The following is a 20837-nucleotide window of genomic DNA, read 5'->3' on the forward strand; positions in this document are numbered from 1 at the left end:
CTTGTTATGATTATGGCCGCTTCAACTCCTGCACAAAAAATTCCTGTCGATCAATATGATCCAGAAACCCTAAAAGCATGGATTAAAGCACAAGCCTTAAATTTAGGTTTTTCTGATTGTGTCATCGCAAAGCCAGATGCTCAAGAGGAACTCCCTCGTTTTAAAGAATATTTAGAACGTGGTTATCATGGCGATATGAAATTCCTAGAGGAAAACCTTGAAAAACGTGCCAATCCAGCACTTTTAGTCCCCGGCACCCGCAGTATCATTTGTGTCCGAATGGACTATTTGGTCGAAACCCCAAAACCACGTTATGTGCCTGATGAGCCAAATGCAGCCATCATTGCACGCTATGCACGAGGTCGTGACTACCACAAAGTCATGCGTGGTCGTTTAAAAACCTTGTCGAATATCATCCGTGAAAAAATCGGAGATTTTGAATCTAGACCCTTTGCCGACTCTGCACCAGTGTTTGAAAAATCCTTAGCTGAAAATGCAGGCATGGGCTGGACAGGCAAACACACCTTACTGATCCATAAAAAATCAGGCTCATTTTTTGTATTAGGTGAGCTGTTTACATCACTCGAATTACCTTTTGATTCTCCGGCAACCAAACATTGTGGTTCATGCACAGCCTGTATTGATATCTGTCCAACTCAGGCCATCGTTGAGCCCTATATGTTAGATGCACGTAAATGCATTGCCTACTTAACCATCGAATATAAAGGCATCATTCCTGAAGAATTACGCCGTGGCATTGGCAACCGTGTGTTTGGCTGTGATGACTGTCAACTTATCTGTCCATGGAATAGCTTTGCGCATAAAACTCAAATTGAGGACTTTTATCCACGTCATGGCCTCGACCAAGTGAGTTTATTAGATCTTTGGCAATGGGATGAAGCCACTTTTTTAAGCTGTACTGAAGGCAGTCCTATCCGACGAACAGGCTATCAAAGTTTTATGCGAAATATCGCCATTGGCTTAGGCAATGCACCATACAGTTCAAATATTGTGCAATCATTAAAAAATTCTCGCGAAAAACATGACGCGATTGTGCAAGTTCATATTGATTGGGCAATTGCAGAACAAAACTCAAAAATGCTTTAAGGACTTTTATTCTCTATTTTCCAGATCCTTACAAAGTTTTCTTTTAAGCTAAAACTTAGTGACGCAATCAAAGAAAATTGATTTTTCAGCTTAAAATAAACATTGCAGCGATTGTGCTGACATTTAACACAACTTTGTAAGTATCTTAAATATCAAAAGTTCTTTAAAAAAGCCATTTCAATGCACTTTAGCTAAATTTCAATGTTACAAAATAGTCTTGGAAGTCTGCAAATTTTACGTATGATGATCTGCATTAGGCAGAAAATATGGATTATTTATGAGCTACCGAAATGACTGGACACATCCAGAAATACAAGAGTTGTATCAACAACCATTGATGGATTTATTATTCCAAGCACAGACCATTCACCGTGAATATTTCCAAGCCAATCATATTCAAGTCAGCACCTTACTTTCGATTAAAACCGGTAAGTGCCCTGAAGACTGTAAATATTGCTCTCAGTCTGCACATTATGACTCTGGATTAGAAGCTGAAAAACGTCTGGCTGTGGAAAAAGTCATCAATGAAGCGAAAGCTGCGCTTGCCTCAGGTTCTTCGCGTTTTTGTATGGGCGCTGCATGGCGCAATCCACATGAACGGGACATGCCCTATGTGCTAGAAATGGTGCGTGAAGTCAAAGCGCTGGGACTTGAAACCTGTATGACCCTTGGCATGCTGAATCAATCTCAGGCAGAGCGCCTACATGAGGCAGGCTTAGATTATTACAACCATAACCTCGATACCTCTCGTGAGTATTATCCCAATGTCATTAGCACGCGTAGCTATGATGACCGTTTAACGACGCTAGACTATGTTCGCCAATCTGGAATGAAAATCTGTAGCGGCGGAATTGTGGGCTTAGGTGAAAGCCGTGATGACCGTATCGCCTTTTTGATGGAGTTGGCAACGCTGCCGATTCATCCTGAATCCGTGCCGATTAATCTCCTTGTCCCTATTCAAGGTACCCCACTTGCAGAGGTTGAGAAACTTGATGTGATCGAATGGATTCGCACCATTGCAGTCGCACGGATCATTATGCCAAAAAGCTATATTCGACTCTCTGCAGGTCGTGAATCCCTGAGTGATTCAGAACAAGCTTTGGCATTTATGGCAGGTGCAAATTCACTCTTTTCTGGTGAAAAACTGCTGACCACGCCAAATGCAGGCGAAGGCAAAGATCAGCTTTTATTTAGCAAACTCGGTTTAATCGCGGAACAGCCCAAACCAACTGCTGCACAGCTTTCAACTGATGCCATGCAAATGGCTTAAAACCCAAGCCCCGAACATCGGGGCTTAGTTTTATTGAATGATCAGTGGTAGGTTTCAATGTGCAATGCAAGAGATGGTGCGAATAAATGAATGGTTGAATCACCATGAGTATGGAAAATATATCGATTACTTCGCAAAGTTATGTGCTGTTATTAAAATTCCATAGCCTGCATTTAAATAATCCCCTTCACGAATAATGTCTTGACCATTAGCATGTTGAACCACCAATTGCTGCTGAATCACATCATAATGAAAAGATTCAAAGCAATCCTGATGTTGTAATAACCATGCAATGGTATCTGCCATATTGGCATCGACGGTATAACGTTCGGCTTGAAAATCTTTACTCATATCTGCATAAAAACTGTGAATGTATTTCTATTTTAATGATTTCAATATTGACCGGCATTAAAAAAGTGAGCTTTCGCTCACTTTTTTTCGGCTTAGACTCTGCATTACTTTGTCACACCGCACTTACGACATTCCTTGTGCGAACCGATTTCTTCCATTTGCTCGTATTCGTAAATATGCATGCAAAATAGTTTTCTGAATAATTGAAGCATGTTGTTAAAACTCCCGTTTATTTATTAATGTGCTTCTAAATATTTCGTCCTGAAATATTATGATCATGCCTAAACACGCCATAGCTAATTTATTATCATATTTTTCCAATGAGTCAAATATCTTTACTTTAAAATGACACAATTTCGGATAATCGGTTATTTTTAAGCCTTCCTTATATTCATCTGAGTTCTAAGGGTTTTTATTAATATCAGCATCACAGATATAGATTAATTTTCAGCAAATTTCGCACAAAAAAAACTCTCCCTTAGGAGAGTTTTTTCAAATAGATGAGCACGTGAGTGCCTTTATTAACAAGCCCCAGATTTAAACGTTCTGACTGGCAAACTTCGCACGTGCAGCATGCAATTTTTTATAGCTATCAATCAGACGTAAATGACGATCTAAACCTTCAAGTTGCATATTGGTTTCAGTTAAACCGTAGAAGCGAAGACTGCCATCCATTGAACCAATCACTGCATCCATACGTTCGTCACCAAACATACGACGGAAATTATGTTCATAGTCATTGAGATCTAAGTCATCGTCCAATTCAACTTCTAAAACCACATTCATACATTGATAGAACAAACCACGTTCGACCGTATTGGTGTTGTATTGAAGGAAGGTTTCGACCAACTCTTTTGCTTCTTCAAACTCTTGTAGCGCAATATAGATCAGTAGTTTGAGCTCAAGTACCGTTAATTGACCCCATACGGTATTGTCATCAAACTCAATCCCGATGAGCGTCACAATATCCGTGTAGTCATCCACTTCAAGCTCTTCTAAGCGCTCAACCAGTGACACTAACTCGTCTTCATCTAGGCGATGAATATTTAAAATATCTTCACGGAAGTCCAAAGCTTTGTTGGTGTTATCCCAAACCAAGTCTTCAACCAAATACACTTCAGAATAACCCGGAACCAAAATACGACATGCCGTAGCACCAAGATGCTGATAGACCGCCATATACGCTTCTTTGCCCATGTCTTCTAGAATCGCAAACATCGCTGCAGCTTCTTCCGCATTGGCATTTTCACCTTTTGCTGTGAAATCCCACTCTACAAAATCATAGTCTGATTGTGCGCTAAAGAATTTCCAAGACACCAAACCACTTGAGTCAATAAAGTGTTCTACAAAGTTATTTGGCTCAGTGACTGCATTCGAGCTAAACGTTGGTTTTGGTAGATCGTTTAGACCTTCAAAGCTTCGGCCTTGTAGAAGCTCGGTTAAGCTACGCTCTAAAGCTACTTCGAGTTTAGGGTGCGCACCAAAAGATGCAAAAACCCCACCAGTACGTGGGTTCATTAAGGTTACGCACATCACAGGGTACTGACCACCAAGTGAAGCATCTTTTACCAATACAGGAAAACCTTGTTCTTCTAAGCCTTGAATACCCGCAACAATACTTGGATATTTGGCTAAAACCTCTTCTGGTACATCTGGTAGAGCCAATTCACCTTCTAAAATCTCACGTTTGACCGCACGCTCAAAGATTTCCGATAAACATTGCACTTGAGCCTCAGCCAAGGTATTCCCTGCACTCATCCCGTTTGATAAGTATAAATTTTCAATCAAGTTTGATGGGAAATACACTGTTTCACCATCTGACTGACGTACAAATGGCAGAGAACAAATACCGCGTGCTGTATTTCCTGAATTGGTGTCATATAGATGTGTGCCTAATAACTCATTTTCTGGGTTATAAATTACACGTGTGTAGTCATCTAAGATTTCAGTAGGTAACTCGCCTTCTGGGCCGGGTTGGAACCATTTTTCATCTGGATAATGCACAAAGTCAGCATTGGCAATCTCTTCACCCCAGAACTGGTCGTTATAGAAGAAGTTGCAATTGAGACGTTCAATAAATTCACCCAAAGCCGAAGCTAAGGCACTTTCTTTAGTAGAACCTTTACCATTGGTAAAACACATTGGCGATTGTGCATCACGAATATGTAGAGACCAAACATTCGGCACGATGTTACGCCATGACGCGATTTCAATTTTCATGCCTAAACCAGCCAAAATACCTGACATATTGGCAATGGTTTCTTCTAATGGCAGATCTTTACCCGGAATAAACGTGGTACTGTCTGACGCTAAATTTGGCATAAGTAAAGCTTGTGCATCTGCATCAATGCTTTCTACTTCTTCAATGACAAACTCAGGACCAGTTTGAATCACTTTTTTAACCGTACAGCGGTCAATTGAACGTAAAATGCCTTGACGGTCTTTTTCAGAAATATCCGCAGGTAGTTCAACTTGAATTTTGAAAATTTGCTTATAGCGGTTTTCAGGATCAACAATATTGTTTTGAGATAAACGAATATTGTCTGTCGGAATGTCTCGCGCCGCACAATACACTTTTACAAAATACGCTGCACATAATGCTGATGACGCTAAAAAGTAGTCGAATGGTCCGGGAGCAGAGCCATCGCCTTTATAGCGAATAGGTTGGTCGGCAATTACCGTGAAGTCATCAAATTTGGCTTCTTGTCGAAGGTTATCGAGATAATTAACCTTAATTTCCATGTGGGCACCTAAATATTCTTATGTGTCAGTGCAACACATAAAAATGAAAACATAAGCCGAATAACTGTAGGACATTGACTTAAAAATGTGAGGCCAGTACCAATCTAAGCGCTGTTGGGCACGGTACTGACAAGAATGGGCATTATTATAAGGTTATTTTGACTGTTTGATAACTTTTGTCGTGATTTACATCACGATAGGATTCGACACTTTGTGCATTTCGATCGAATCCAAGCTCAACTGCTGCAACTACAGCCAATTTGTTGTGTTAGTGTGCAGCCGTGAAGAAAAAGGCTTGTCTTTTAAAAAAATCTTCGCTAGTATGCTTTGCGTCTGAACTTGTTGATAAATAACACATTCAGAATATAGGGCCTATAGCTCAGTTGGTTAGAGCAGCGGACTCATAATCCGTTGGTCCACAGTTCAAGTCTGTGTGGGCCCACCAAATTTTAAAATCATATACACTTGTATGACATATAAACCCTTAATTCTAATAGAGTTAAGGGTTTTTTATTATCACTAACAAACTTATATACACTCATATAAAACTCCCCTCCTTGTATCCTTGCTTGTATCCTTAATTAAAACTATAACTCAGGATACAAACGATTAATTCATGCAAGGAAAATCAATATATTATGACTAAAGCTAAACTTTTAACGGATGTAGCCTATTCTTCGAAAAAACCAAAGGATAAAGAATACCGAATTTCCGATATCCCCGGGCTTTACATGAGAGTTCAAACTTCTGGTAAAAAATCTTGGCAATATCGAATTAAAAATAGTGATGGTAAATGGACTTGGAGAGGATTAGGCCCCTACCCTGAAATTTCTGTTAAGGCTGCACGATCATTAGTATATAAATACGAAACTGGAGAAATTCAATTTGAATCTAAAAATGATCGATTAAAAAATGAAAAAATCGAACATGACAAATTATTTGGCTCACTATTGAATGAATGGATTGATACCAAAAAAAATACATGGGAGCCTTCAACTTTCAAAAAAGAAGTGCAATCAATCGAAAAACACATTTTACCGACTTTTTCTCATCGTAAATATGAAGATATTTCTTCTAGCGAATGGCTTTTATTTTTTCAAACTAAACAGCGTGAAGAAAAAATTTTCAATCGTATTGAGAAGCTGATTTCATATTGTAGAAATGCTTATGAGCTTGCTGTATTTAAAAATAAGACCAAATACAACCCACTTGCAGGCATTAATAAATTCTTAGACAAAAAAATCGCTAGTAACATGAAGCATGTTGGATTAAATGAATTGCCTCTTATGTTAGAAAGAATCAGAACATATAAATCCGAAACGATTAGCATCGGACTGGAATTGTTGATTTTAATGTTTCCACGACCTGGGGAATTGCGCCAAGCAAAATGGGAACAATTTAACTTCGAAGATAAAGTTTGGATTCGCCCTTCGGACATTATGAAGCGTGGTATTGAGCACGCAATCCCTCTTTCCAATCAAACCTTGCAATTACTTGAAAGGCTAAAACAAATATCAAATCGTGAAAGCAGTTATTTATTTCCGTCAAGAGACAGCATTAATAAACCCATTTCAAACTTAACCTTCAATGCAGCATTAAACAGATTAGGCTATTTCGGACAACAAAATCCCCATGGTTTCCGACACATTGCTAGTACGCATTTAAATGATCATTTTAGCGATCGAGAACAAGTTATTGAAGCCGCTTTATCTCATCTCAAGAATGGAGTGAAAGGTGCCTACGATAAAGGTGCTCATTTACGTGAAAGAGTAGAAATTATGCAATTTTGGTCTGATCTAATTTATGAATTATCTGGTCCAAGGAACTTTAAATAGTTCCTTATAGGTTAATTTATAGACTTATTTGAATATTTTTGCATTTATTTAACGTACGACAAATTATTTTTTCAAGTAGTGATATTCTCGCTTCAATTAAATCGAAGCAGGATATTAAAATGCCTCCATTTTTATTCGATAAAGAAAGTACATCACTTGTTCCGTTACGCATTACTCGAAAAGATGTATGTAAGTTGCTTAGTATTTCGCTCAATCAATTACGCAAGATTTCTCTTGCTGATGAAACATTTCCAGCATGCATTAAAAGCGGAACCAGTAGACAAGCTGGTGTATATTATGACTATGATGAAATAAAAAATTGGCACTTCCGAAAGTTAGAGGAAAGAGAATAATAAACCGATAAAGATTGAGTAAAATTAGCTCAAATTTAAACTGACAGCTGCTATTAAATTAGGGAACTGTCAGATTAGATTTGAGCTACTACATTTCAAGCGTGAATTTTAATTTTTTGATTGGAACATGCTCTCGAATATTTGACTCCGCAAACTCGGTACGGTTCACTGGCAGCAACTATTGAATATGGGTAACTGTCAGATCGGTTTTGAGATAGTACAGTTTATTCAACATCTATTCGAATTACTTTTACATTAGCTTTTTTAATATTATTTACTGCACTTTCAATAGCTAAATCGAGTGTTTTAGATTCTCTTGAAAACTCTAGATATAAATTTTTATTGATTGAACATACAAGCGCATCATCACACCCTGCCTCATATAGCCTATCTTCAAAACCATTATGTGATGCATTCAGATCGACTATATGTATTGTAAAGCTAAATTTTTTCATAACTTAAAATCTCTGATTGATACTTCTATAAGTAATAATCAACAAATAAAAAATTATTTTAACAAAATCGACTTTTATCAACATCTTAATCTTAGCGCACTAACTTGTTGTGAAACATGAACCAGCCCACTGATGGTATTTATTTGATGAATTGGAATACCACCCGTCACACTGTTTGGTGAATTCATAAAAAGACGCATCAATTTCACATCTCCACCAGATAAAATATTTAAAGATTCATAAATACTGATAAGTAATAGCGCTAACTCCCCTTGTTTAGAATGAGCGTCTAATCTTAATTTAACTTTCAATCGACTTATGCTTGTTCTAGAAACTCCAATTACAGTTGCGAGTTGACTTTGACTTATATCAAGTTGGTCTGCCACATTCAGTACAGCTTTAGCTAACACCTTTTTTTGTTTTTCTGATTGGGCTTTTTCCATAATGAAATTATCAATCCATCTCTACTATTTCAATTTTAAAGATTTTATTTCTTTACTGCTTATTACAAGACATTATTTAGCATTAGCCAAGGCAAGACTTTATTTGTCCCGAATACCGGAACAACTCTGTGAAATCATTAAACCACTTATATATTTACTAAAGGAATATAGCATAAAAACAACTATTTAAAACAAAATGCCTAATGGTTAACATCAGGCATTGCTCTACAATAATTCGAGTATTTTCAGATTGCTAATACTGATTTATCTTTAAAACTTTTGCTCAATTTTCAAAGATTCATCTCCACCAATTTGTGTTGTTGCATTATAAGGAAGCTGAGCATTAACCTGCATTACTTGCTCGATATGCTCTATACGCTTTGAAATAACAGTATCAATGTGATGTTGCATTTTCTCTTTACTGGCAACCACGGATGCAACCACAATCTGACAGCGTGTATTTAAGTTCTTTAACTGCTCAGTCTTAAAATCAAAATGCTTTGCCATTTCACGATCAATCCCACTCATATAGAGTTTTCGAGCGTCAGAGTCTTCTGGAAACTTATTCGCGATTTCTAACATCTGTGGAACTTTAGCAAACATAAAATCATCATTTTCCATATCCTTACTCAAATCAGCGTACATGGATTCAACTTTCTGAATTTGCTCCTGACTTCCATTTTCGAGCAAAACCAATCGTTCTTCGGCTAGATGATTCACCTCTTTCAGCATTTGCATCATTGAACCTTGCATTGCCTGAAAGCCTTTACAGCGTGCTTCTATCATCACTGCTTCAAGACGGGCATTGACTTCCATCAATTCCAACTGAGCATTTTTCACTAAATCAACACGTTCATTTTCCAGTTTAGCGACCTCAACTTTATCTGGATCATAGTTAGTTACAGTAGAACTTGTAGATGTTGAATATGAACCACCATAGTCACGATCACGCCCCCCTCCATTGGAAGAGCCCCCACCAACAAAATCTTTCACTGTATCCCAAGCACCACTTACGAAATCTGTAACAGAATCTAACCAACCCATTTACATCCCCCTTATTTCATCAACGCTTTGCGCATTTTAAATATCAATGTATTTACGTCTTTTTCTCGCTGTGCCAATGCTTCGCTATAGCTTTGTGCATCCTGCAAGCATGCTGCTAAGTTTTGCTGTTGGACTTTACGCAGTTCTTCACTCATGATTTGAACAACATCATCACGCTCTATTAACTGTTCTTTAGCTAAAAAATCTGTAATTTCATTGACCAAGCCTTGCTGCCAAGTTTCACTGAAACGTATCAGCCATATCTTTTGCGCCGTGGTTTGAGTATTAAAGATGACCTTTTCCAACTGCTGCATGAATTGATGCACAAGTTTGGTTAACGCTTGTTCTTTTTCTAACTTCTCTTGGCGATGGCCATTCGGTTGGAACGCGTACGTTGTATGAATACCTAAACGCTTATGTAAGTAGAACTGATCTAATTCATTTTGATACTGTTCAATACATGGCAACACGTCAAGTACAGTTTGTTCATCAATGGTCTTATTTAGGCCAGCATCTAACAAAGGCTGGATCTGTTTCAGTAGCGTTAAGCGCTCATTGCGCCATTCACTGAACCATTTGGCAATCTCTTCTGTTTCAATGCTGCTCTCCAGCCCGATTTGGTTAAGATCCTGTTGATACTTATCTACAAGAATAAAATAGTCTTCTGCTGATTTACGTACGGCATTGACTGCTGTTTTTACAAAATCAAGGGATTCGCCTAACCACTCCATTTCTTTTAATGTTTTGGTACACAGTGTTGCAGTATGTTCAGCCAGTAATTCAAAGCTTGGACGCGCTTGCTGTTCAAGCTGAGCGAGTCCAAGCAATGTATGGGTCTGCTCCAAATTGAGAGATATTTGCTGGGATTCAGATAACAAGTTGATTAAATTTGAACGCAATGGTGTTAAACCCAAATCAAGCCGTTTTTTAAGATATTCTAATTGCGCTTCAAGCAAAAGTTTTTCTTCGGTAGTTACATTAATACAGACTGGCAGCTTTTTCTCTAACTCTTGATTTAAGTCAAAGGCAGTTTTAACCAAATCTAGATGATCACTTTCCCATTCATCAATACGGTTTAATAGATTACTAACCCACTGCTGACTTGCTTGGCTATACTGCCAAACTGAATTTTGAATTGCACTTAAATCATAAGTGTTTAAGTCTAGTCGATAGTCATAATCTGACGTAAATATATTAACTGGTTCTGGCTCAGGTAATTCGGCAAGTTGTGTTTCTAACCCCACCAACTGTTTTTGTAATTGTATTCGTTGATAGTAAGTATCAAAAATAAGGTTATATTCATCGCATTGCTGTTGTGCTATATCCCAACGTTCCTGAAACTCTTCCTCGGTTTCAATAAACTCTTTGAATCTAAAAATACCTTCACTAAGTGTATACTGCCTTTCTAGAAATGGTTCAAACTTTGGTTGCCAGTCTTGGCTAATATAAAAATCTAAAATTATTTTAGCTTTTTCAAGCGAAGTTAATCTTGGGTAGTCAGGTAATAAACCAGGATTATCAATGACCTTTAAAGCAGGTAACATCTTTAATTCTTTTTGATATTCCCAAAAATAGTTTTTGGAAGTTTGTGATAAATAATTTCCTTGCTTATCAGTATTTTCATGAAAATCTTTTAGCCATGAATAATTATAATCTATACAAGCGACATACATTTTTACAGATTTTTTTCCTGAATATTGCTTTGGAAAGTGACTGACAAAATCTGTTGTCCAATACTTCTTTTTAATCTCATCACTTAAACCTAAGGTATCTAGAGTTCCCCAAAGTTTTTTTCCAATCCCATTTAATTCATATGTCTTCTTTTCTTTCTCCCAATCATCATAAGCAATATGCGGTATATATTCAAAATTTGGAAATAATATACCTGTATGGCTATCAAAAACGATCTCTCGCTTATTTCTGAATCCATACCATTTTTGTGATGAAATAGCATCAAGTAATAAATTTTCATCTACAATCTCATCAAGACTTTTAATCTGATTTTTTATCTCAACTATCTGATCCACTAGTTGTTGATATATTGTTTGTTCACCTATAAATTTATTCATATTATTCCCTTTATATTTCCCTTAAATTTCAATAATTTCTACTCACCCAAACATCATAAATAATATGCGCAAACTGCTTCATCTTGGCAGGATCGCTCATCAGCTGTGTCATTTGCTCCATGTGCGCTGCATTACTATCTAACACCGCATCATCTAGTGCCGTATCAAACTCTCCCAACATCGCTTGTTCACGTGGGTTGTTGTGAATCTGCGTCATCATACGGGTGTTTTCTGCCATCTTATCGGCAACGGTATAGGCATAATTAATCATGTCTTGATCCGTTAAGTTATCCGTCACAAATAAGTCATTCACACGGCGTAAAATCTGCGACAAGAAATCTTCTTTCTTATCTTTCGCCTTTGCAGTACCCACATCATTGGCAGGTTCTAACTTATGCTCAGTACTATCAGCTTGAAGCTGAATATCCTGCTGACGAAGCTTAGATAAACGGTAATGAGTCATTTCCACATTACTTAGGTCAATCACATCTTCATCTGCAATTTGTTCACGCAACATTGGACGTAACGCACGTGCGTATAGGCTCAGCTTTTCTAGGTCTTTATCGTCATAGTCCACGATCTGCGACATAAACTCATAAAAACGACTAAAACTCCCCAAATCCTTTTTAAAGATTTCCAAGGCATCACGGGCTTTTTTAGCATCCGCAAATTCATTTTCTGCGTTGGCAATCAGTACAGGTTCATTGGTACGCTTGGTAATTTCTAAGCGATTCTTAGTAACATCATAATCATTTACCGCTTTTATATAGCGTTGCTCCCAGCGTTGTAAGGCAGGCTTGCAGATATTCGCTACCGCCGCAGGTGATTTATTTTTGGCATAGAAGGCATCAGCAAATTGCTCTACCTCCGTCTTTTGATAAATACCTGACGCATCCAATTTATTTTTCAAGTCATACACTTGGTCAGGATTGGATACATCTGCCAATTCTGCTGTTTGGTAGTAAGGTTGAAAGGCATCTAAAATGTCTTGTGGCTCATTAAAGAAGTCCAACACAAACGTGCCTGTTTGCGCTTTGCTTGGATAAGTACGGTTTAAGCGAGATAGTGTTTGTACGCATTCCACGCCACCCAATTTCTTATCCACGTACATGGCACAGAGTTTAGGTTGGTCAAAGCCTGTTTGGAATTTATTCGCCACAATCATCACCTGAAAGTCATCGCTATCAAATGCTTTACGCATTTCACGACCTTTCAGGTTCGGGTTCATATTGCTTTCAGTAAACTTCTGCCCCAGTAAATGACTACTGTCCGAATCATTCTCATTGAATTCAACTTCACCTGAGAATGCCACCATCGCTTGAATGTTTTGGTATTTCTGCTCAGTGATGTATTTATCAAAGGCTTGTTTATAACGCACGGCTTCTTTACGTGAGCTAGTGACCACCATGGCTTTGGCTTGGTTGTTGAGCAAGCCCATCACATTCTTTTTAAAATGCTCAATGATGACCGCGACCTTTTGCGAGATGTTGTAATCATGCAAGCGTACCCATTGATTGAGCTTGATCTTGGCTTTCTTGGCATCGACCGTATCGTCTTTTTCTTCAATTTTCTGCTTAAGCTGATAGACCACTTTATAGTTGGTGTAATTTTTCAGTACATCCAAAATAAAGCCTTCTTCAATCGCTTGGCGCATCGAATAGACATGATAAGCCTGCGGTAAATTGGTCTTGGAAGCAGGCATGCTTGGATCAGGCACACGGCCAAACAACTGTAAGGTTTTATCCTTTGGCGTTGCGGTAAAAGCATAGAAACTTAAATTATCATTGCCTTTACGTGATGCCATCACCGCATCAAGCATATCTTCAGTCGATAGGCTGTCATCTTCGGCACGTTCTTCCACCATCAAGGTTTCTTTAAGCTGACGCGCCGTGGAACCACTTTGTGATGAATGCGCTTCATCAGCAATCACGGCGTATTTGCGTTCTTTCAGACTGGTGCTGTTCTCAATCGCACGCAGTACAAATGGGAACGTTTGAATGGTGACAATAATAATCGGCTGTGCCATTTCTAAGGCTTTAGCGAGTTTCTCCGATTTTGAACCATCACCTTCTTTATTATTAATACGACCCACCACGCCATCGGCATGTTCAAATTGATGAATGGTGTCTTGAAGCTGTGCATCCAAGATGGTGCGGTCTGTCACCACAATCACCGAATCAAACTGCTTTTTATTGTTAGCATCGTATAGGCTAGAAAGCTGATGCGCCGTCCATGCAATGGAGTTGGATTTACCCGAACCTGCACTGTGCTGAATCAGGTATTTTTGTCCTGTACCTTCCTTTAAGGAATCCTCAACCAATTGGGTCACGACTTTCCATTGGTGATAACGTGGGAAAATCAGGCTTTCTTTTTTGTATTTTTTGCCTTCCCAATCTTCTTTTTCTTCAATTTGTAGATGAATAAAGTTGCCGATGATATTGAGCAAGCGATCAGGGGTTAAAACTTCATTCCATAAATAGCCTGTGGCATATTCATTGATATTTTCAGGAATGTCATTACCCGCACCTTGGTCTTTGGTGCCTTTGTTAAAGGGCAAGAAATACGTGCTATCACCATTAAGATGCGTTGCCATATAGACTTCATACTGACTCACGGCAAAATGCACCAATGCGCCACGCTTAAACATGAGCAACGGTTCAGGCTTATTGGTTTGTGGGTCTTTGGGCAAGCGAGTTTTGCGGTACTGTGCCATGGCATTTTGCACCGCTTGTTTAAACTCTGACTTTAACTCCATTGTTGCCACAGGAAAACCATTGATAAACAGTACAAGGTCAATGCGCCATTTTTTGGCTTGTTTGCCTGTGGCTTCTAATTCGGCTTTATTGGCGTATGGGCTATAGACGAGTTCAGGTACAACACGGCAAATGTTTTGTTTATAGCGTTCGTTCAGTTCAGGGTTTAAGCCATGTTCGGGTTTAAACTGACAAAATGAAAAACGGCAACCACGGGTACGCAGTCCATGACGCAACACGCCCAATGTGCCATAACTACGGGATTGGGCATCGGTGGCGTTGATGTCGGCTTTTTTCAGCTGTGCTTCTACGGTGTCTAAAAAATGGCGGTCGGTGTCATTCGGGAAAATGCCTTTAAACTTTTGCCATTCCTTGTGTTGAGTGCGTTGTACAAAGTCCAATAGGTCTTGGGTATAGAGGGCTTTTTCTCGGTTATAGCTTGCACCTGAGCCAAGTTGCCAACCGTGCGACTGCATTTGGCGAATGATGTCATTTTGGAACGCTGTTTCTTTGGTTACATCACTGCTCATGCGCCAAGCTCCGTATTCGCCTGATTATTGTTATGGTTGGGGTTTTGCCAATTGCGAACGTCAATTTTGCCTGTGACCGCAGAGGAAATAAGGGCTGTACGACGTTCTTGCATCAGTTGAATGGCTGATTCAGCTTTACTAATCAAATTATTTAATTCATTAATTTTATTATCTAAATATTCAACAATCTGTATTTGTTCATCAAGTGGAGGAATAGAAAACCAAAAGTTTTCAATCTTATCCAAATGTAGATTAATAACAGTACTTTTCTTAATTAAACCAAAAATTTGCTCTTGAATTTCATAGCTCTTGAAAAAATACTCAGCAAATTCAGCTTTAAGATTTTTCTTAAACTTAATTAAGCATAAACTAACGAAAATACTAAACTCCCAATCCCAATCAACTAGTTTAGGTATACCAATCGTCCCATTTTTTGAAAGGAGTAAGTCACCTTTTTCAGGCTTACACCTTTGAATCAAATCAAGATGCTCATGTTCAGGAATATACTTAATATTATCCATATCAATTTGTGAATTATGAATATCTGTAACCCTTAAAAAAGGAACACCTGATTCAGAGTATGTAGGAGTAAAATGAGCACCATCAACAATTTGGTTTGTATAATATTTCAATCGTGATGATATCCAATGCTCAGGCACTTGCCCTAACCATTCCACACCTGAATCTTTCGTATTGACATCAGGATTTAAACCTTTGGTCACAGCATGGCTAATCACCGCTTGGCGTTTTTCTTTTAGCAGTTCAATCAGCTTTTCTTGTTTGGCAATTAGGCTGTCAATTTTTGAAGTTTCATGGTCAAGGAAATTGGCGATTTTTTGAGTTTCATCTTCATTAGGTAATGGACAACTCATATCCCCAAGATGTTCTAAATTTAGACCATCTCGTAAATCACCACCTGCCATATTTCTAATATTTTGATAGTTAGACGTTATCCACCAAAATAAATAACGTGCATAACTTAAATCATTAGGAATAATTGCTCCCATTGATTGATTACAAGTAGTATCAATACCTAATTGTGCAACCATACCTTTGGTTTTCCCTTGCCCAGCCAAAGCCATGACTAAGGCTTTTTTAGGAATCCATTTAGCACTACTATTCTCATAAGCTGTTTTAGTTATGTAAGTAGATGGCTCTAAAATATAAGTTTGATTTACTGCACCCGAATTAATCCAAGGTACTGTTCCATTTTCCCAATAACTTTCGATATTTTTTGATGGTGTGCCACCTGCATAAATTGTTGATATCCATTTCAAATGCACACTATTCCAATGAGCAGGTAATTTATCAGCCCATTCAAAACCCGACTCTTTATATTCAGCATATTTCTCATACTTCGCCATTAAGAATGCACCTCTTGCAGAAGTGCCATAATTTCACGGCTCACCGCATCCAAATCCGCATCAATCTCGCTTAAATCACGTGGCGGTTCATACACATAAAAATGGCGGTTAAACGGAATCTCATAGCCCACAATACCAATTTCACCATCTTGTGCATCACGCTTATCAGCATTGATCCACGCATCTGGCACATGCGGTTGTACTTCACGCTTAAAGTAAGACTCAATTAAATCAGTGGTGCTGACATTTGGATTTAAAGCAATATTTTCCGCATCACGTAAATCACCATCTTGTACAAATTCAACCACTTTACCTTTATAGGCAAACTGACCATACAGCGGATTTTCTGCGCCTTTTACAACCTTATTTACCACAGGTTCAGCATCAGCATTTTTCCATGTAATGGCATCAATAAATTGTTTTTTCTCTTTGGTCTCAAGCTTAATGTTGGCATCTTTTAAGGCTTGCTTGAGTACCTCATCAAAGGCATTAAAGTCATCAAACTGCGCCGTGCCAATCTTGGCTTGTAGGGCTTGGGCTTTGGTGAGTAAGGCACGTTGCTCTAACCAGAGTTTTGGCTCAAGTACGGTTTTAATGTCTTTTTCTTTCAGTTCGCTAAATTCGGCTTTAATCAGCGCACGAATCTCGGCTTCATACTCAGCCAATTGACCATAGCTGTCTGCTGTCCATGTACTGCCATAGTCGTCATATAGCTTTTGCATTACGGCATTAAATGGCTTTGGAGCAAAACGTAAGGTAGCAATACGCTCATCACTCACCTGAGCCGATAAACGTAACGGACGCTCAATGCTCACACGGCGGTAGCCAAACTCATAGCTGTTAAAAATCTTGCTTGAGAAAGTCTTCGCCGTTTCCATTTTAGGACTTGCAGATTGACGACCACGATTCGATTTTACCTCGGCAGGTTTATCCAGCTCACGGGCATCCATCACCTCAAAAGTGCCATAGGTACGCGTAATCAGGGCAATATCATCTTCGCTCATTTCATTACGTTTTGAGCCAAGTGACTTACGCATTTTGCTATACAGGTTACTGCCGTCTATAAGCTGTACTTTGCCTTTACGTTCAGCATCTTTTTTATTACTCAGTACCCAAACGTATGTGGCAATACCTGTGTTATAGAACATATCAGTCGGTAGCGCGATAATCGCTTCTAACAAATCTGCTTCTAAAATATAACGGCGGATTTCACTCTCGCCACTGCCTGCACTGCCTGTAAACAATGGCGAACCATTGAGAATAATACCAATACGGCTGCCTTGTTCATGTTCGACATCTGGCTGACGCATCTTACTCATCAAGTGCATTAAAAACAGTAACGAACCATCCGATACACGCGGTAAACCTGCACCAAAACGCCCCTCAAAACCTTTTTGTTCATGCTCAGATTTAATGTCATCTTCAATCTTCTTCCAATCCACACCAAATGGCGGATTAGACAGCATGTAGTCAAATTTGTCGTAAGCAAGTTGGTCATTAGACAACGTATTGCCGAGTTTGATGTTTTTGACATCCTGACCTTTAATCAGCATATCGGCTTTACAAATGGCATATGACTCAGGGTTTAACTCCTGACCATAAACACGAATCACCGCATCAGGATTATGCTCACGTACGTATTCCGTACCTGATGATAAAAATCCGCCTGTACCTGCTGTTGGATCATATACGGTACGGATAATGCCGTCTTTGGTTAAAGCATCATCATCTTTACCAAAAACTAAGCCTGTTGTTAAACGCACAATATCGCGTGGGGTAAAATGTTCACCTGCGGTTTCGTTTGAACCTTCAGCAAAACGACGGATCAACTCTTCAAACACCAAACCCATTTCATGGTTGGATACGGCGTTATAACTTAAGTCTGTTGCAGCAAACTTTTGTACCACTTTATACAGTAAGTTGGCATCATCAAGCAGTCCTACAAATTCATCAAATTTAAAATGCTCAAAAATCTCACGGGCATCTTTAGTAAAGTGCTGAATGTAATTCACCAAATTGGCACGAATGTCCTTTTGCCCAAGACTCACTAAGCTCAGTTCAGATGTATTACAGAACGATAATCCATTGGTGGCTTTTAAAAGCATTTTTTCTTTAGCTTCTTCAGGCAGTGGCATTTGTTTTACTTTTTCGTTAGCTGCCAATACATCTGCCTTGCTTGACTCTAGTACACACTCTAAACGGCGTAATAAGGTAAACGGTAAAATCACACGTCCATATTGCGATTGTTTGAAGTCACCACGAAGCAAATCTGCTACCGACCAAATGAAGGCTGCAACTTGTGAAAAGTTATTATTTGTCATTAAAAAACTACCGCTTGCCTGAAGGCTAAAACTTAAAATACCTAAGGTTTATTGTGCCTGATTTACAAAGAATTTTACTAGCTTTAAATGGGACAAAAGACGATTGTTTAGTATAACAATCGAGTTACTTCGTCAATTTTAAAATAAGGAATGTATCTTTTTATTTTCAATTTGAAAGGGCTTTGTTGCACAAAGATTTAAAAGGCAGCACTCTGCTCATTTGAACAAAACTCAAGTGACAACTTGGGTATGAGGACGACCTAATTCTGTAAATTTATTCAATACGGCTATACGTGCATGGATCTCATTTACCTGACTAGAAAAACTTCTCGCTGTTAATTTATCGCCTAATAATTTGATGCAATGCATCTTAGTTTCAACCAAACTTCGACGGTGATAACCAGACCATTTTTTCCAAAGTGATCTGCCTAAACGTTTGACTGTCTTTAATAATTCATTCCGCTCTAAAGATCTTAATTTCTGATTTTTCCATGGCTTTGCATTTTTTCTTGGCTGAATGACTGCATGTGCATTTCGATCTAAAATGACTTGTCTACAGTGCTTCGTATCATAAGCACCGTCGGTATAGACCGAATCAATTCGTTCATCTAAAGGAATTTGAGCAAGTAAATCATCGAGAACTTGCGAATCGCTTACATTATTTGTAGTAAGTTGTACTGCACGTATTTGAAGGGTTTCAGCATCGATCCCAATATGAAGCTTACGCCATTGGCGACGATACTCAGGTCCATGTTTATTACGTTTCCATTCACCTTCACCTAGAAACTTCAAGCCAGTTGAGTTTACGAGTAGATGTAACCCATCACTACTTTTTTGATAGCTAATCGCAATATCAATATGTGGTGGTGTTTCAAAAAGTATGCTGAAAAAAACAATATGACTTTTGATAAAATAGAGGTATGAAAATAACGCTACAAATCAAATGTCCTACCTGTCTAAGTAACAATATAAAGAGAAATGGCATCAAAGTAGATGGGAAACAAAACCATCAGTGCAAAGATTGCAAACGTCAGTTTATTGGTGATCATGCATTAAGCTATCAAGGGTGTAACTGAGGTATTACCGGCAAGATATTACATTTAATGGTCAGAGGAAGCGGTGTAAGAGATATTGCTGAAGTCGAGCGTATCAGCATTGGCAAGGTATTACGAACCTTAAGTGAATCGATCTATCAGATTCAGCCTAGACAAAGTCACTACGAATGTCTTGAAGTCGATGAACTTTGGACTTTTGTAGGGAATAAGCAAAATAAACAATGGCTTATTTATGCCTACCATCGAGAATCTGGAGAAATTGTTGCTTATGTTTGGGGTAAGCGGGATTTAGCAACGGTTCAACGTCTTAAAGCTAGACTTAAAAAGCTTGGGGTTCAATATGCTCGAATTGCGAGTGATCGCTGGGATAGTTTTATCACAGCATTTCAATGTTGCAAACAAGTGATCGGTAAGTTTTTTACCGTCGGTATTGAAGGTAACAATTGTAGAATTCGTCATCGAATCAGGCGTGGATTTAGGAGAAGTTGCAACTTTTCTAAAAAGCTCGAAAATCATTTTAAAGCCTTTGATTTGACTTTCTTTTACCTTAATAACGGATTTGTTTAACGCCAGCATACTTTTTGAAACATCACCCAATATGTTTTTGTCTTCGACAAAGCGTGCTGTAATCTGGTGCAGTCCAATTTAATCCACATAGTTTAATTAGACTTTGCACAAAACCTGTGACCATGCGTAGAGAAAGTCTGAATAAAGATTTGATCATTAAACAGCATTGAATCGCGGTATCAGAGTAAGTTTGATTTCGACCTTGCTTGCCTTGTGATTGTGCATACCACTGAGTGTTTGTATCAAACCAAATGGAAATATTACCTCGGTTAATTCAGTCTTCGCAGTATACTGCTCATGTAGGAAGACCAGTTAGTTGTACGATAGATTTTAGGCGTAGGTTTATTCATATTGAAATTATAGGGCTGAATAAACCTGCTAGACTAGGTTTGTGCAACAAAGTCATTTGAAAGAAGCATCCTCTTTTATCATTTTGAGAGTTTCACAAAACTGAACCGTACCGGGTTTGTCGGAGACTTTTTTATTTAAGTTAGGCCACCTGACCTAACGGGTTAATCTTATCATAGTACATTGCTTCAAACTCAAAAGGTGATACATAACCCAGTGCACTGTGTACA

14 protein-coding genes, 1 tRNA gene and 2 pseudogenes are annotated in these 20837 nt (G+C 38.5%); 6 read left to right on the forward strand and 11 right to left on the reverse strand.

What is annotated here, in order from left to right; translation table 11 throughout:
• Positions 1-12 precede the first annotated feature (12 nt).
• Entirely contained in the window at positions 13-1107 is a 1095-nt protein-coding gene (queG, locus tag FTT85_RS05735) for a tRNA epoxyqueuosine(34) reductase QueG (protein WP_180108755.1), read from the forward strand.
• A gap of 277 nt (positions 1108-1384) precedes the next feature.
• Positions 1385-2377 carry a biotin synthase BioB gene (gene bioB, locus FTT85_RS05740; RefSeq protein ID WP_180027230.1) on the forward strand — a complete coding sequence of 331 codons (993 nt, stop codon included), beginning with the start codon at positions 1385-1387 and terminating at the stop codon, positions 2375-2377.
• 126 nt (positions 2378-2503) lie between these two features.
• On the opposite strand, the gene FTT85_RS05745 is transcribed toward bioB, so the two are convergent.
• Positions 2504-2728 (reverse strand): hypothetical protein, encoded by a 225-nt coding sequence (locus tag FTT85_RS05745; protein WP_111885746.1) that lies wholly within the window; start codon positions 2726-2728, stop codon positions 2504-2506.
• A gap of 537 nt (positions 2729-3265) precedes the next feature.
• Positions 3266-5470 (reverse strand): OsmC domain/YcaO domain-containing protein, encoded by a 2205-nt coding sequence (locus FTT85_RS05750; protein ID WP_180183090.1) that lies wholly within the window; start codon positions 5468-5470, stop codon positions 3266-3268.
• Positions 5471-5838: 368 nt separating this feature from the next.
• Between FTT85_RS05750 and FTT85_RS05755 the strand changes: the two genes are divergently transcribed.
• The 3 genes from FTT85_RS05755 (at position 5839) to FTT85_RS05765 (ending at position 7658) form a co-directional block, all read left to right on the forward strand.
• Positions 5839-5915, forward strand: a tRNA-Ile gene (locus FTT85_RS05755).
• Positions 5916-6108: 193 nt separating this feature from the next.
• Positions 6109-7305 (forward strand): tyrosine-type recombinase/integrase, encoded by a 1197-nt coding sequence (locus tag FTT85_RS05760; protein ID WP_180042390.1) that lies wholly within the window; start codon positions 6109-6111, stop codon positions 7303-7305.
• A 119-nt stretch (positions 7306-7424) separates the two neighbouring features.
• Positions 7425-7658, forward strand: coding sequence for a transcriptional regulator (locus tag FTT85_RS05765; RefSeq protein ID WP_180042392.1), 234 nt, complete (start codon positions 7425-7427; stop codon positions 7656-7658).
• Between the two features lie 224 nt (positions 7659-7882).
• Here FTT85_RS05765 and FTT85_RS05770 read toward each other — a convergent pair whose 3' ends face one another.
• From FTT85_RS05770 to FTT85_RS05805, 8 genes are all read right to left on the reverse strand, one after another.
• Positions 7883-8113: a hypothetical protein gene (locus tag FTT85_RS05770; RefSeq protein WP_180042394.1), complete on the reverse strand. Its 231-nt coding sequence runs from the start codon at positions 8111-8113 to the stop codon at positions 7883-7885.
• A gap of 77 nt (positions 8114-8190) precedes the next feature.
• Positions 8191-8556: an MbcA/ParS/Xre antitoxin family protein gene (locus FTT85_RS05775; RefSeq protein WP_180063156.1), complete on the reverse strand. Its 366-nt coding sequence runs from the start codon at positions 8554-8556 to the stop codon at positions 8191-8193.
• 270 nt (positions 8557-8826) lie between these two features.
• Positions 8827-9600, reverse strand: coding sequence for a hypothetical protein (locus FTT85_RS05780; protein ID WP_180183091.1), 774 nt, complete (start codon positions 9598-9600; stop codon positions 8827-8829).
• A gap of 11 nt (positions 9601-9611) precedes the next feature.
• Positions 9612-11669, reverse strand: a complete 2058-nt coding sequence (locus FTT85_RS05785; protein ID WP_180183092.1) for a hypothetical protein — start codon at positions 11667-11669, stop codon at positions 9612-9614.
• A gap of 28 nt (positions 11670-11697) precedes the next feature.
• Complete coding sequence (locus FTT85_RS05790) at positions 11698-14952, reverse strand: type I restriction endonuclease subunit R (protein WP_180183093.1); 3255 nt, start codon at positions 14950-14952, stop codon at positions 11698-11700.
• Complete coding sequence (locus FTT85_RS05795; protein WP_180183094.1) at positions 14949-16316, reverse strand: restriction endonuclease subunit S; 1368 nt, start codon at positions 16314-16316, stop codon at positions 14949-14951. Before FTT85_RS05795 ends, FTT85_RS05790 begins: the two co-directional genes overlap by 4 nt.
• Positions 16316-18637: a class I SAM-dependent DNA methyltransferase gene (locus FTT85_RS05800; RefSeq protein WP_180183095.1), complete on the reverse strand. Its 2322-nt coding sequence runs from the start codon at positions 18635-18637 to the stop codon at positions 16316-16318. Before FTT85_RS05800 ends, FTT85_RS05795 begins: the two co-directional genes overlap by 1 nt.
• A gap of 231 nt (positions 18638-18868) precedes the next feature.
• Positions 18869-19546, reverse strand: coding sequence for an IS5 family transposase (locus tag FTT85_RS05805; protein ID WP_373886881.1), 678 nt, complete (start codon positions 19544-19546; stop codon positions 18869-18871).
• Positions 19547-19557: 11 nt separating this feature from the next.
• Between FTT85_RS05805 and FTT85_RS05810 the strand changes: the two are divergent.
• Positions 19558-20259: pseudogene (locus FTT85_RS05810) on the forward strand (IS1 family transposase).
• Between the two features lie 28 nt (positions 20260-20287).
• Here the strand turns inward: FTT85_RS05810 and FTT85_RS05815 are convergent.
• A pseudogene (locus FTT85_RS05815) lies at positions 20288-20609 on the reverse strand (transposase); the annotation flags it as partial.
• Between the last annotated feature and the right edge of the window lie 228 nt (positions 20610-20837).

This window comes from Acinetobacter sp. YH01020, assembly GCF_013420275.1.
Classification (GTDB): domain Bacteria; phylum Pseudomonadota; class Gammaproteobacteria; order Pseudomonadales; family Moraxellaceae; genus Acinetobacter; species Acinetobacter amyesii.